General features: G+C 47.9%; 11 protein-coding genes, 6 tRNA genes and 1 pseudogene. 2 read left to right on the top strand and 16 right to left on the bottom strand.

Annotated elements, in window-relative coordinates:
* Position 1: 1 nt before the first annotated feature.
* The 16 genes and pseudogenes from H4F65_RS07325 to nagB all read right to left on the bottom strand — a co-directional run bounded on the left by H4F65_RS07325 (position 2) and on the right by nagB (position 10,628).
* The gene (locus H4F65_RS07325) at positions 2 to 601 is read right to left on the bottom strand and encodes a hypothetical protein (protein ID WP_010285426.1); all 600 of its coding nucleotides are present in this window, start codon (positions 599 to 601) and stop codon (positions 2 to 4) included.
* A gap of 294 nt (positions 602 to 895) precedes the next feature.
* Positions 896 to 1,882 carry a phage integrase gene (locus tag H4F65_RS07320; RefSeq protein WP_010285429.1) on the bottom strand — a complete coding sequence of 329 codons (987 nt, stop codon included), beginning with the start codon at positions 1,880 to 1,882 and terminating at the stop codon, positions 896 to 898.
* Between the two features lie 98 nt (positions 1,883 to 1,980).
* Positions 1,981 to 2,937, bottom strand: coding sequence for a hypothetical protein (locus H4F65_RS07315; protein ID WP_010285431.1), 957 nt, complete (start codon positions 2,935 to 2,937; stop codon positions 1,981 to 1,983).
* A gap of 18 nt (positions 2,938 to 2,955) precedes the next feature.
* Positions 2,956 to 3,477 (bottom strand): hypothetical protein, encoded by a 522-nt coding sequence (locus H4F65_RS21850; RefSeq protein ID WP_236146233.1) that lies wholly within the window; start codon positions 3,475 to 3,477, stop codon positions 2,956 to 2,958.
* Between the two features lie 98 nt (positions 3,478 to 3,575).
* Positions 3,576 to 3,896, bottom strand: a complete 321-nt coding sequence (locus H4F65_RS07305) for a hypothetical protein (protein WP_010285436.1) — start codon at positions 3,894 to 3,896, stop codon at positions 3,576 to 3,578.
* Between the two features lie 91 nt (positions 3,897 to 3,987).
* Positions 3,988 to 4,095: pseudogene (locus H4F65_RS07300) on the bottom strand (phage repressor protein CI); the annotation flags it as partial.
* 538 nt (positions 4,096 to 4,633) lie between these two features.
* Positions 4,634 to 4,708 (bottom strand) — tRNA-Gln (locus H4F65_RS07295).
* A 6-nt stretch (positions 4,709 to 4,714) separates the two neighbouring features.
* Positions 4,715 to 4,791: transfer RNA gene (locus H4F65_RS07290), tRNA-Met, on the bottom strand.
* A gap of 53 nt (positions 4,792 to 4,844) precedes the next feature.
* A tRNA-Gln gene (locus H4F65_RS07285) sits at positions 4,845 to 4,919 on the bottom strand.
* Positions 4,920 to 4,954: 35 nt separating this feature from the next.
* Positions 4,955 to 5,029, bottom strand: a tRNA-Gln gene (locus tag H4F65_RS07280).
* A gap of 56 nt (positions 5,030 to 5,085) precedes the next feature.
* Positions 5,086 to 5,170 (bottom strand) — tRNA-Leu (locus H4F65_RS07275).
* Between the two features lie 8 nt (positions 5,171 to 5,178).
* Positions 5,179 to 5,255, bottom strand: a tRNA-Met gene (locus tag H4F65_RS07270).
* Positions 5,256 to 5,474: 219 nt separating this feature from the next.
* Positions 5,475 to 7,139 carry an asparagine synthase B gene (gene asnB, locus H4F65_RS07265; protein ID WP_010285438.1) on the bottom strand — a complete coding sequence of 555 codons (1,665 nt, stop codon included), beginning with the start codon at positions 7,137 to 7,139 and terminating at the stop codon, positions 5,475 to 5,477.
* A 203-nt stretch (positions 7,140 to 7,342) separates the two neighbouring features.
* Complete coding sequence (gene nagC / locus H4F65_RS07260; protein ID WP_010285441.1) at positions 7,343 to 8,566, bottom strand: DNA-binding transcriptional regulator NagC; 1,224 nt, start codon at positions 8,564 to 8,566, stop codon at positions 7,343 to 7,345.
* 97 nt (positions 8,567 to 8,663) lie between these two features.
* Positions 8,664 to 9,809, bottom strand: coding sequence for an N-acetylglucosamine-6-phosphate deacetylase (gene nagA / locus H4F65_RS07255; RefSeq protein ID WP_010285444.1), 1,146 nt, complete (start codon positions 9,807 to 9,809; stop codon positions 8,664 to 8,666).
* A gap of 18 nt (positions 9,810 to 9,827) precedes the next feature.
* Positions 9,828 to 10,628 (bottom strand): glucosamine-6-phosphate deaminase, encoded by an 801-nt coding sequence (nagB, locus tag H4F65_RS07250; protein ID WP_010285448.1) that lies wholly within the window; start codon positions 10,626 to 10,628, stop codon positions 9,828 to 9,830.
* A 358-nt stretch (positions 10,629 to 10,986) separates the two neighbouring features.
* On the opposite strand from nagB, the gene nagE reads away from it, so the two are divergent.
* Complete coding sequence (gene nagE / locus H4F65_RS07245) at positions 10,987 to 12,483, top strand: N-acetylglucosamine-specific PTS transporter subunit IIBC (protein ID WP_010285449.1); 1,497 nt, start codon at positions 10,987 to 10,989, stop codon at positions 12,481 to 12,483.
* A 188-nt stretch (positions 12,484 to 12,671) separates the two neighbouring features.
* Positions 12,672 to 14,330 carry a glutamine--tRNA ligase gene (gene glnS / locus H4F65_RS07240; RefSeq protein WP_010285451.1) on the top strand — a complete coding sequence of 553 codons (1,659 nt, stop codon included), beginning with the start codon at positions 12,672 to 12,674 and terminating at the stop codon, positions 14,328 to 14,330.
* Positions 14,331 to 14,382 lie beyond the last annotated feature (52 nt).

Genomic DNA, 14,382 nt, shown 5'->3' with positions numbered 1-14,382 from the left:
GCTACAGCATAGGCTCGGCGGTGAAGATAATATCGGTGTCCTTATTAGTTGTTGCTATAAAGCGAACATGCCCTATCTGCCTAACACCTTTACCTGAGGTCTGGCTATCCTGAAGCAGGCCGAACATCATCTCAGTCATCTCAGGGCTTTCGAGACTGTTTTCACCTGATGACGTGTTCTCACCCAATAAAGCAGAAAACGCGGCAGCAACGATTTGCAGATTCTGTCTTGTTGCATCGGGGGATTCTGACGCGGCGTTGAGTATCACAAGTCCATTAAGCTGCTGGCTTTTACTCTCTACCGACCCAATTAATCCGACGTGCTCATTAAAAATGTGCTGAAAATCATCGACGGACGTTCCCTTTTCCAACTTAACGGTCAATTCGAGAGGGATATTGAGTTTCTTCAGATTGGCATTCATTCGGTCAGCGAACGTTTGCGAAGACATCTTAAAAGAAGGGACGCTAGCAGCATCAGTCGGTGTGATGAAGCAAAACAGCAATGCCACGCTGAGTAGCAGTTTGCTTAACTGCGTGCGTATCACGGATCGCCGCAATTGGCTGAAACCATGAATAACAGAGGATGTCGATAAAACCTTCATGCCCGCCCTTTTGGGAAAATCGAATGATTGGTTTGCATATGTTAGCACCGGATGATGTTAATACCAGACATAACAAAACGGGGCGACGTCTTTCGACTGTCGCCCCGTTTCTTTGCTGTTTTACCAGCTTTATTTGGCTGGGGTACGAGGATTCGAACCTCGGAATGCCGGAATCAGAATCCGTAGCATGGCCTAATGAACTCAATTAATTACATTAAATACATTGGGTTATGGATTTTATGTGTGTTTTTGTACAGTATTATGTATTTGCGCTGCCGCCATTTTTTCCGCCATTCAGGAAGCCAGCGGATTCAGGCGTAGTGCGTCTTCCAGATGGTTGGGGCTGAAGTGGGCATAACGCATTGTCATCTTAATATCGGTGTGGCCGAGGATGCGTTGCAGCACCAGAATGTTGCCGCCGTTCATCATAAAGTGGCTGGCAAACGTATGGCGCAGAACGTGAGAACACTGGCCAGCAGGTAGCACAATATCAGCCCGTTCCATTGCTTTCCTGAATGCATTATAGCAGCCGCTGAACAATCGCCCGTTATTCCTTGGAAGTGCGTTATACAGCGTTTCGCTGATCGGCACGGTACGGTTACGTTTGCCTTTGGTTTTGGTAAACGTCACGCGGTAGGGGGAAAGCTGAAAACGGGTTAATTCTTCTGCTTCTGACCAACGCGCACCGGTAGACAGACACAGCTTAACAATCAATAACAGGTCTTTGGCCTTGCTGGCTTCACATTCGTGCAGCAGCCTGGCGATCTGGTCTTTTTGTAAAAAGGCCATTTCGCTTTCAGAGGTTTTGTACGGTCGCACGCTTTCTAACGGATTCGCTGCGTTCCATTCACCGAGTCGCGCCAGCTCGTTGAACAGCGCCCTAAAGTACGATAATTCACGGTTAACGGTGGTAGGGCTGATTTTTGCCTCACGGCCATTGTGAGATATTTCGCCGTTGAGCCGCTTTTCACGGTATACGGAGAAATCACGGGCAGGATCGCCCAATGAGGCGCCGGCACAATCCAGAATACTCTTTCTGCCTTCGCCATCATTCAGCGTAATGCCGTGGGCGCGGTACCACACATCAATCAGGTCAGACAGCTTACACGTGTCGCGTTTCTCTACTGTCCACGGCTTGTTTTCTGCTTGTTCCATGGTGAAGCGTTCAAAGGCGACGGCTTCACCTTTAGTGGCAAATTGCTTGCGTACCCGCTTGCCTTCACGTCCGTGCGGGTAGCACTCACACAGCCATTTTCCTGATGCTTGTTTACGAACTGCCATACAGCCCCCTGTTAACTGAGGGGGATATTTTTGCTGTATATAAAAATAGTATTCAATGTTTGGTTTTAAGTTAAATCAACATTGTCTTAAAAGCGTGTTTATTGGGTTAAATATGAATTAAAATCGTCGAATTCTTCTGATGTAAAGGCGCCATCTCCTATATCGAAAGAGTGATATGGCTCATTTGTTTTTTTCATGACGTCAAAAGATGATGTGAAATGATATTTTTTATTACTAAGTGCATAATTAGAAAGACTAGGATAATAATCGAATTTTATATCTAATAAATCCATGATGGTAATATTTATAACATATATACATTTCAAATAGTTCTTTAATTCCGCTTCATCTAGAAAACAAGTGATCATCTTGAATTTCTTATCATTCTTCATAAGCAATAATTTTCTAGTGTTCTCAGTTGGTATTATCTTGTGTATGTCGATGCTTAAATTACTAGATAACGATATTATTTCGTTTAAAATATTAAAAAGTACAAAATTTGGATCAGACTTATCACTTCTTTCATATTCTATTTTATATAACTCTTTGTCTATTTCGTTAAGTGATTTAAATATTTTTATCGTATGAACTGATTTTTGTTTTATAACAGTTCCATTTTCGGGGGATGAATTTGGGAAAAAATCCCGATATAACGAATTAACATTTGATATCTCTATTATAACTTCCTTCCCATTTAAATTTATATTGCTGCTTTTTATTGATGAAAATGAATCTGTGATATATTTGTAATGTGCGTAAAATTTATCGCTTGTGTTTTTCTGATTTATAAGATTTATTTGTTTCTCTGTTTGAATAGTCCTATGTATATGAGCCACAATAGCAACCAGAGGAATAGATAAAGACAACACACCTATAGGTAATGAAAATATCGAAAGGAATTTCGCATATCCAGTAGATGAGAAATCGAAGGTGGTTTCAAACCATAATGGAATACACAATAAGAAACTTATTGAAAACGGTATGGCTATTGCTAATCTAAAAATCCATTGTTGTGATAGTCTTCTTTCATCTAATTTTAACCAGCGAAACGACATAAAACCTCTTCCCTTTTATTAGTTATTATCTTCTTTTTTAGTTGAATCACTAGCCTTGCCAGATTTTTCTGGCAACATATTTTTTATCTGTGCTAACAATCCATGAACGGATGGAGGCTGTTCTGTTTTTCCAGAAAATGCAGTATCACCGGACATATTCCAATCTTTGAATACGTGGATCGCGTCTTCTTTTGAAGCTGTGCCGCCAAAAATCTGTAAGAAAATTTGCCCAAACATCAACGCATGTTGGCGGTCTTTTCGCCGAATTGATTCGTGAGTGTATCGTCTTGAATTGTTAAAGCATATGTAGGAAAGCCATGAAAGCAAGCCGATCCCTAATAGTCCACGTGTAAATAAGTAAAATATACTTACTGAGTTCAATTCTTCATTTTTTAAAAGCGTATCGATGCCAGATACGAATGTACAAAATGCTGCTGCAATTGCCCCTATGCAAAATAATGCGCCACAACTAGACCAAACGTGAGACATTTTTATAAAAAATTTATCATCTGAATTAAGTTTGTTTTTTACAGAATCCACATAGCCAGATATATTATCGTCTATCCTGGATTGCTGTGTTTTTTCTTTTAGTTCTTTATTCTCCTCAGTAATTTTTTTAATTTCTTTTTCTTTTTCTTTTATAATCTTAACGTTTCCCCCATTTCTTTTATATGATTTTTTTGTATCTCCGCAAGACTTGCATTTTCCTGTGAAAGTAATAATATTTTTTTATTATTTATTAAGTTTTCGTTTATGTTCTCTTTATGGTTAATGATGTTTTTTTTATTAGATGTATCTGTATGTTTTATTATAGTATTTATTATATTATCTACAGCATCAAATTTGTGATTATCAAGTAAAGAGGTGAGAATTCTATGCGTATTAAGATCTAACATGCTGTTTTCTAGTAAATTATCTACTCTATTTTTTAATTCATCAGCCAATAACGTTTCAGCCATTAAAACATTCCTTATTTAAAATAATAGTTGTTACTTTCGATAAAACACCAATCTTATCAATCCCGCGATCAAACGCCATACCAACCTAGCTAACGCGCACTTTGCCTACAGGGATACGGGTCAGATCGCGGACGCTTGTTTTACCTTCAATCTCAACCAGCCACTTTCTATCTGTTACTTCATCAAACTTAGACATGATCGCATTTAACGGGTACAACAATCACGTCAGCCAGAAATTCAGTTTTGAAGAACATACGCTTTAAATCGTGCTTGGCTGCAAATGATGCCCTATGTTTCTGAATATTACAATTTCAATTCTTTTGGTATTCGTATGAAAAATAGGCTTATCTGCGAACTACGATCATGACAAGAACGGGGAGTCCTCCCGAATCACTTCCAGGTAGGATTTTGACATACGTTGGATACAGGGGATTCTTCACTTAGCGTGAAACGCACTCAGGGGCTTAGTATCGCGAGATGTGGTAGCGCATCGTCTGGGGCTTAGGAATTTATCTTGCGTGGCGCTATGGCTTTCTGACGAGCTTTAGGGAAATGCTTGGAGCCAAGTAGAAGAGTAGAGTGTTGTTTCCGCCTATTGAGGGGGGATCTTAGTATTCAAAACAGAGAAGGGGAGTAACAGTAGGATGAGTGTTAACGTTTTTGTCGCCACGTATAAGAAAACGGGGCGACATCTTTCGACTGTCGCCCCGTTTCTTTGCTGTTTTACCAGCTTTATTTGGCTGGGGTACGAGGATTCGAACCTCGGAATGCCGGAATCAGAATCCGGTGCCTTACCGCTTGGCGATACCCCAAAAATATGGTGGCTACGACGGGAATCGAACCTGTGACCCCAGCATTATGAGTGCTGTGCTCTAACCAGCTGAGCTACGTAGCCAAATCTATTGCTAATGTTACTTCACTTCAACAAATCTTCTACTATCAAGTAGATGGCTGGGGTACCTGGATTCGAACCAGGGAATGCTGGTATCAAAAACCAGTGCCTTACCGCTTGGCGATACCCCAACAGGACAACGAATTTTTCAGCATATGTTTTGAAATGGCTGGGGTACCTGGATTCGAACCAGGGAATGCCGGTATCAAAAACCGGTGCCTTACCGCTTGGCGATACCCCAATCACTACAAAACACTAACAGGCTTCGAAAAGCGATGTCAGACCGAGAAGATGATATGGTGCGGGAGGCGAGACTTGAACTCGCACACCTTGCGGCGCCAGAACCTAAATCTGGTGCGTCTACCAATTTCGCCACTCCCGCAAAAAAGATGGTGGCTACGACGGGAATCGAACCTGTGACCCCAGCATTATGAGTGCTGTGCTCTAACCAGCTGAGCTACGTAGCCATCTTTTCCGCGTCACCTTCATCGGCGTTGCGGGGCGCATTATGCGTAGTTGGCCTAATTGCGTCAACTAGTTTTTTCCCGAAAAGTGCCCTCAATGTGTCGTTTGTTTGGGTTGTGAACAGTATGGTGAGAAAAACGCCAAAAAGCACGCATTCCCAGTGAATTAAGCGTACAAAAACGGGCCATGAAAGGCCCGTTGATTGAAGAAATTAAATCGAATTATTTGTAGGCGGACTGGTGTACGCCTACCGCGCGGCCTGATGGATCATCCAGTTTCTTGAAAGATTCATCCCACTCAATCGCTTTAGCTGACGAACAGGCGACTGACGGGCCACCCGGTACACATTCTGCTGCGCTTGGAACCGGGAACAGCTCTTCGAAGATTTCACGGTACAGATACGCTTCTTTGGAGCCTGGCGTGTTGTACGGGAAGCGGAAGCGTGCTGTCTCCAACTGCTGATCGGTAACCTGCTGAGCCGCTACTTCTTTCAGCGTATCAATCCAGCTGTAGCCTACGCCGTCAGAGAACTGCTCTTTCTGACGCCATGCAACGCTGTGCGGCAAGTAGGATTCAAAGCACTCGCGCAGGATGTGTTTTTCCATCTTGCCGTTGCCACACATTTTGTCGCGTGGGTTGATGCGCATCGCGACATCGAGGAAGTTTTTGTCCAGGAACGGTACGCGAGCTTCCACACCCCAGGCGGACATCGCTTTGTTCGCGCGGGCGCAGTCGTACTGGTGCAGTGCCAGTAGCTTACGCACGGTTTCTTCATGCAACTCTTTGGCGTTTGGCGCTTTGTGGAAGTAGAGATAGCCGCCGAACACTTCGTCAGACCCTTCGCCTGACAGCACCATCTTGATGCCCATTGCTTTAATTTTACGGGACATCAGGTACATCGGCGTTGAGGCGCGAATCGTGGTGACGTCATAGGTTTCGATGTGATAAATCACGTCGCGAATCGCATCCAGCCCTTCCTGCACGGTGAAATGAATTTCGTGGTGCACGGTACCCAAGTGGTTAGCGACTTCCTGCGCGGCTTTCAAATCTGGCGCACCTTCCAAACCGACGGCGAAAGAGTGCAACTGAGGCCACCAGGCTTCACTACGTTCGTCATCTTCTACGCGACGTGCCGCATATTTTTTGGTGATTGCAGAGATAACGGAGGAATCCAGGCCGCCAGAGAGCAACACGCCGTAGGGCACGTCAGACATCAGGTGGCTTTTCACCGCTTCTTCCAGCGCATCGCGCAGCGCTTCTTTATCCGTTTCGTTGTCTTTTACTGCGTCATAATCAAACCAGTCGCGCTGGTAATACTCGCGAATTTCGCCGTCTTTGCTCCACAGGTAGCTGCCAGCCGGGAATTCTTTGATGGTGCGGCAAACCGGTACCAGCGCTTTCATTTCAGAAGCGACGTAGAGGTTGCCGTGCTCATCGTAACCCATATACAGCGGGATGATGCCGAGGTGGTCACGGCCAATCAGGTAGGCGTCTTTTTCGCTGTCATACAGGGCAAAGGCGAACATGCCGCGCAGTTCATCCAGGAATTCTGGACCTTTTTCCTGATACAGCGCCAGAATCACTTCGCAGTCGGAGCCAGTCTGGAACGCGTAACGGTCACCGTATTGCTGACGCAATGCCTGATGGTTATAAATTTCACCGTTAACGGCCAGAATGTGGGTGCGCTCGGCGTTGTAAAGCGGCTGTGCGCCCGTGTTGACGTCAACGATAGACAGACGTTCGTGAGCCAGAATTGCTTTGTCGCTGGCATAAACGCCGGACCAGTCTGGCCCGCGGTGACGCATCAAACGGGATAACTCCAGCGCTTTCTTACGCAGTTCAACAGGATCGCTTTTCAGATCAAGCACACCAAAAATAGAACACATACATGACTCCCAGTAATGACAGATTCGAACTCAGTGCCATTGATTTAGCATCAAAGTGCCATAGGAATTCAATATTGTTTAATGAAAAAAGCCATCAACGTGGTGTTTCGTTAATTTATTCGGTTTTTTGGTGTTGATTCGTCAAATTCATAGAAGGGAAAGGCCGGATTTTTAGGGATTACATAATCCGGCCAGAAAGGGAATCAGGCATTTTCGAGCAATTGCTGTAGCAGCACGCCGTTCAGCATCGCCCGTTTGACCAGAGCGAACGCGCTGATAGCGGAAAGGTGGTTGAGGCTGGATATCTCAATCGGCAGGTTGTGACGAAATTCTTTCAACACCTGCGCGTTGATGCAGCGTTGGATCGCAGGAAGCAGCGTTTTTTCTGCTTCGGTGATTTCACCAGCAATCACGACTTTCTGAGGATTGAACAGGTTGATGGCGATGGATAGCGCTTTGCCCAGATTGAGTCCGGCCTGTTCGATGACTTCACGGGCGAGGGCATCACCACGGTTTGCCGCTTTGCAAATCGCAGAAATCGTGCAGCTATCGATAGAAAGCTTGCTGGGGTAGCCCTGACCCAGCAGGTGTTGTACGCGTTGTTCAATGGCGGCGTTGGCGACGACGGTTTCCAGACAGCCGAAATTGCCGCAGTGGCAGCGATCGCCAAGTGGATCGATCTGAATATGGCCGATCTCGCCCACGTTGCCGTTGCTGCCAAGAAAAATTTGCCCGTTGACGAGAATACCCGCGCCTGTGCCGCGATGGACGCGTACCAGGATAGAATCCAGTGAATCGTGGGTGGCACCGAAATAGTGTTCTGCCAGCGCTAGGCTACGGATATCGTGACCGACAAAGCTGGTGACGTTGAAATGACGTTGCAGATTTTCGACCAGTTGCCAGTTATTCACGCTGATGTGTGGCATATAGCGGACGATGCCCGCAACGGGATCAACCAGCCCCGGCAGCACAATCGAGATCGCAATGAGCTCGCGAATACGGCGCTGATGGCTGGCGATAAAGCCGCTGATAACGTGAAAGAGCGCGGCTTCTAGCGACTCCTGCGTTTTTTCTTGCAGATCGTAGTGCGCTTCTTCCAGCGCTTTTCCCTGCAAATCGTACAGCGCAATGGTGACGTCATAGCGACCAAGGCGTACCGCTATGGTATGGAAAGGACGGTTTTCGGTGATAATCGAAATGGCGCGTCTGCCACCGGTGGAGGCCTGTTGATCGACTTCTTTGATGAGCCCGCGTTCCAGAAGCTGGCGGGTGATTTTGGTCACGCTGGCGGGGGCAAGCTGGCTCTGTTCTGCTATCTGAATCCGCGAGATCGGACCCTGCTGGTCAATCAGGCGGTAAACCACCGCGCTGTTTAATTGCTTAACCAGATCGACATTCCCTATCTGCGCTTGTCCGCCTGTGGTCATTAAGAAGTTACTCGCTTAGGTTTAACTCAACGTTGGGGTAAACCTTATCTCAGTTTACCCCAACGTATTTCCGCTTTACCCCAAGGCGTTTCTCGTTTTATCCCCAAACAGGGTTACCGTTAACAAACGTCTTGAGAATGTGATAGTCACGGTCAAAGACGGTCAGGTTGGCCACTTTACCGCTTTCAATACTGCCTAACTGCTTATCCACGCCGATGGCGCGCGCAGGGTAGAGCGTTGCCATCCGAATCGCTTCATCCAGCGCGACGCCCGCATGTTCGACGCTATTACGTACGGCGTCGATCATGGTCAGTGCCGAACCGCTCAGGGTGCCGTGTTCATCGACACAAATACCATCACGGTAGTATATGGTTTTACCAGCAAAAATGAACTGGTCAATATCCGCGCCGGCCGGTGCCGTGGCGTCGGTCACCAGCACCAACTTATCGCCCTTGATACGTTTACTGTTGCGAATGTTGGCCCAGTCAACGTGTCGTCCATCCGCGATAATACCGCAATAGACTTCCGGGGCGTCGTAAATCGCGCCGACCAATCCGGGCTCGCGACCGGTCAGGTACGGCATGGCGTTGAACAGGTGGGTAGCGAAACGAATACCGGCGGCAAAACCTTGCTTAGCCTCTTCCCACGTGGCGTTGGAATGCCCGGCAGAGACAATAATGCCCGCCGCTGTTAGCTGGCGGATAACCGACGGTTCGACTTCTTCCGGTGCTAGCGTGATTTTCGTAATGGTATCCGCGTTGGCGCACAGGAAGTCGACCAACTCCTGCGTTGGTTTGCGAATAAAAGCAGGGTCATGCGTGCCTTTCTTTAGCACATTCAGCCACGGACCTTCGAGATGCAGCCCAAGCGCCTGATACTTATTCTGCGCTAGCCAGTCTCTCATCACATCGATGCTGTGCTTCATAAATGCATCGCTGGAGGTAATCAGCGTAGGTAAAAAACTGGTACAGCCTGAACGCTCGTTCGCCTGCTGCATGATCTCCAGCGTCTTGACGGAGATCGTGTCCAGCGAGTCGTTGAACTGCACGCCGCCGCAGCCGTTCAACTGCAGATCGATAAAACCCGGGGCGAGGAACGCACCGCTCAGGTCGTGTTGTTCAATGCCGGCAGGAAGCTCGGCAAGTGGGCAGATTCGCTCGATCAGCCCATCGGCAATCACGACGGCGTGATTATCCAGAATCTGGTGGCCGGTGAAGATCCGGCTATGGGTTAATGCGTACATCATCGACTCCCGCATCGGTTAGATATTTTTCATGCTTTCCGTTTCTAACTCACGGAAATATTTAACGGTTTTTACCTTTAGCTCCATTGTTGAAGGCTCGTCACAAACCATGATGGCTTTGGCGTGAAGTTGCAGACAGCTGATGGTCCACATATGGTTAACGTTGCCTTCTACCGCAGCCTGTAGCGCCTGTGCCTTGTTACGACCTGTCACCAGAATCATCACTTCTTCGGCATCCAGCAGCGTACCGACGCCTACGGTCAGGGCAAATTTAGGTACCAGACTGACGTCCCCGCCGAAGAAACGGGAATTGGCGATACGGGTTTCTTCTGTCAACGTTTTGATGCGGGTGCGGGAGGCCAGAGATGAGGCGGGTTCATTGAAGGCGATATGTCCGTCATTACCCACACCGCCCATGAAAAGATGAATTTTCCCGTAGGACTTTATTTTCTCTTCATAGCGGCGACATTCTGCTGTGGTGTCTTCTGCGTTGCCGTTCAACAGGTTAATGTTTTCGCGCGGAATATCAACGTGATTGAAGAAATTCTGATGCATGAAGGTATGATAGCTTTCTGGATGGTCGGTCGGCAGGCCGACATACTCATCCATATTGAAGGTGACAACGTGTTTGAAGCTCACCAGACCGGCTTTGTACATGGCGACCAGCGATTTGTAGGCCTCCAGCGGTGAACTGCCCGTCGGCAATCCCAGAATAAAAGGGCGCTCTGCGCTGGGCTTGAATGCGTTAATTTTCTCAACGATGTGGCGGGCGGCCCATTTTCCGACGTCGGCGGCGGTGGTTAAAGGGATGAGTCTCATCGGCGCTCTCCTGATTTTTTAGTGGAATTAAATACGTTATTGCGCAAATCGCGCCAGTTGCGCGTTTTGTCTATGCATTAAAATTAGTCTACTCCGTTTTTTTTAATCTTGAAATAAGTTGGGGTTTTATTCAGGTATAAACTTTTTGTATGCAGTTTTTTGGTGATTTTTATCACATAATTACGGGGTTTAATTTGTGTAGCGAATTATTTTTCTTACACTCCCCCTAAGAACCACCGCTGCCACGTTTTTTCAACAATGACGTTTTCGACAGCGACGTTCTTCGGCAGTGAAATTTATTGGCAGGTTTGTTTGCCCCACAACATTTCATTACCTCGCAAAGGTAAGAGAGGGAAAAGTGAGTACTCTGAGCTATTTACAAAAAGTCGGTCGGGCATTGATGGTGCCTGTCGCGACGCTGCCTGCTGCCGCTATCCTGATGGGGATAGGTTACTGGATTGATCCGGTTGGCTGGGGAAGCGAGAACGCGTTGGCGGCTCTCCTCATCAAATCGGGTGAGGCGATTATCGGGCATATGGCCGTACTGTTTGCTGTCGGTGTCGCGTACGGTATGTCGAAAGATAAAGATGGTGCGGCGGCATTGACCGGTTTTGTCGGTTATCTGGTGCTGACCACGCTGTGTTCACCGGCCGTTGTTGCCATGATCCAACGGATCCCTGTTGAACAGGTACCCGCCGCATTTGGCAAGATTGAAAACCAGTTCATCGGGATTCTGGTCGGTGTCATGTCCGCCGAGCTGTATAACCGCTTCAGTCAGGTTGAATTGCCTAAAGCGCTGTCGTTCTTCAGCGGACGCCGTTTGGTTCCGATTCTGGTTTCTTTCCTGATGATTCTGGTGGCGTTCATTTTAATGTACGTCTGGCCGGTGATTTACAATGCGCTGGTGTCGTTCGGTGAACACATTCAACAGATGGGGTCGGTCGGCGCTGGGGTCTATGCCTTCTTTAACCGCTTGTTGATTCCTGTTGGATTGCACCATGCGCTGAATTCCGTGTTCTGGTTTGATGTCGCGGGTATCAACGATATTCCTAACTTCCTGGCCGGCCAACAGTCTATCGATTCTGGTAAAGCCGTCGTGGGGATCACCGGACGTTATCAGGCAGGCTTCTTCCCGATTATGATGTTCGGTTTGCCGGGTGCCGCATTGGCGATTTATCACTGCGCACGCCCTGAAAACAAAAGCAAAGTGGCCGGGATTATGCTGGCGGCGGCATTTGCTTCCTTCTTTACCGGGATCACCGAGCCGCTGGAATTCTCCTTCATGTTTGTTGCGCCGGTGCTGTATTTCCTGCATGCGCTGCTGACCGGTTTTTCCGTCTTTATCGCAGCCAGCATGCATTGGATTGCCGGTTTTGGTTTCAGTGCGGGTCTGGTCGATATGGTGCTGTCCTCACGTAACCCGCTGGCCACTCAGTGGTACATGCTGCTTGCCCAAGGGCTGGTATTCTTCGTCATTTACTACGTGGTGTTCCGCTTTACCATCACTCGCTTCAATCTGTTAACGCCGGGGCGTGAGCTGGCTGTGAGCGGTAGTGAAGCCGATGGCTATGACGTGAGCACGGCGTCTGCGGGCGAGAAATCAAGCGATACGGCGACGCTGGCGCGGGGCTATTTGCAGGCACTTGGCGGAAAAGCCAATCTGACGGGCATTGATGCCTGTATCACACGTCTGCGTTTGAACGTAGCTGATTCCTCTCTGGTTGATGATGCACAGGCAAAACGTCTTGGTGCGGCGGGCGTTATTCGTCTGAATAAGCAGAGCGTACAGATTGTGGTAGGTACGCAGGCTGAATCGATAGCGACCGCGCTGAAAGCAGAGTATGACAAGATATAATGACAAGGCGTAATACGACGATGTTGATCGTGTAACGCGGTGTTATACCGATGAAATAGATAGGGCGAGATAGTAATCTCGCCCTTTTTTTTCGTTATGAATAATTAAATGAAACTAACGGTTGTTTCCCAGCGTAGCTTGTTGGATCATTGTTGGTTATACGTCGTTTTAGCATTGAGGAATGAAGAATGAGTGAGGCTGAAGCCCGCCCAACCAACTTTATCCGTCAGATTATCGATGAAGATCTGGCGTCCGGTAAGCATGACCATATTCAGACGCGTTTCCCGCCAGAGCCGAACGGCTATCTGCATATTGGGCATGCAAAGTCTATTTGCCTGAATTTTGGTATCGCGCGTGACTATCAGGGGCAATGCAACCTGCGTTTTGACGATACCAATCCGGTAAAAGAAGACATCGAATACGTTGAGTCGATCAAACGTGACGTCGAGTGGCTGGGTTTTTCATGGAGCGGCGACGTTCGCTATTCTTCTGATTATTTCGATCAACTGCACGCTTATGCGGTTGAGCTGATCGGTAAAGGGCTGGCTTACGTTGATGAACTGACGCCTGAGCAGATTCGCGAATACCGCGGTACGCTGACGGCACCGGGCAAAAACAGCCCTTACCGCGATCGCACCGTGCAGGAAAACCTGGCGCTGTTTGAAAAAATGCGTAACGGTGGGTTTGCGGAAGGTACGGCCTGTCTACGTGCAAAAATCGATATGGCATCGTCCTTTATCGTGATGCGCGATCCGGTGTTGTATCGCATTAAATTTGCCGATCACCACCAGACGGGCAACAAGTGGTGCATCTACCCGATGTATGACTTTACCCACTGCATTTCCGATGCGCTGGAAGGGATCACGCATTCGCTGTGTACGCTGGAATTCCAGGACAACCGCCGTCTGTATGACTGGGTGCTGGATAACATCACCATTCCTTGCCATCCGCGTCAGTACGAGTTCTCCCGCCTCAATCTCGAATACGCGATTATGTCTAAGCGTAAGCTGAACCAGCTGGTTGTGGAAAACGTCGTTGAAGGATGGGACGATCCGCGTATGCCGACCATCTCTGGTCTGCGCCGTCGCGGTTATAGCGCAGCCTCTATCCGCGAATTCTGTGTGCGTATCGGCGTAACGAAGCAGGATAACAACGTGGAAATGGCCGCGCTTGAGTCCTGTATCCGCGACGACCTGAATGAAAACGCGCCGCGTGCCATGGCGGTGCTGGATCCGGTCAAAGTCGTGATCGAGAATCTGTCAGCCGAGCACGAAGAGTTTGTCGCGATGCCAAACCATCCGAACAAGCCAGAAATGGGTTCACGTCAGGTCGCATTCAGCCGCGAAGTTTACATCGATCGTGCTGACTTCCGTGAAGAAGCCAACAAGCAGTACAAGCGTCTGGTGCTGGGTAAAGAAGTGCGTCTGCGTAACGCTTATGTGATCAAAGCAGAGCGCATTGAAAAAGACGAGCAGGGTACTATCACCACGATCTACTGTAGCTATGATGCGGAAACGCTGAGCAAAGATCCGTCTGATGGTCGTAAAGTGAAAGGCGTTATCCACTGGGTTTCTGCGGCACACGCGGTACCAGCTGAATTCCGCTTGTACGATCGCCTGTTCAGTGTGGCAAACCCTGGTGCGGCGGAAGATTTCCTGTCGACGATTAATCCTGATTCACTGAAAATTACGCAAGGTTTTGTAGAAGCAAGCCTGGCGCAGGCAGAAGCAGAGAAAGCGTATCAGTTTGAGCGTGAAGGCTATTTCTGTGCTGACCGCGTTTACTCCAGTGCAGAAAATCTGGTGTTTAACCGCACGGTTGGGCTACGTGATACCTGGGTAGGCTAAGGCCACCGGTAAGAAGACAAAAATAAAACCGCCTCGGCGGTTTTATTTTTTT

The organism is Pectobacterium brasiliense (genome assembly GCF_016950255.1).
Taxonomy (GTDB): Bacteria; Pseudomonadota; Gammaproteobacteria; order Enterobacterales; family Enterobacteriaceae; genus Pectobacterium; species Pectobacterium brasiliense.
The sequence above is the reverse complement of the archived record's forward strand: the minus strand, read 5'-3'. Positions and strand labels throughout refer to the sequence as shown.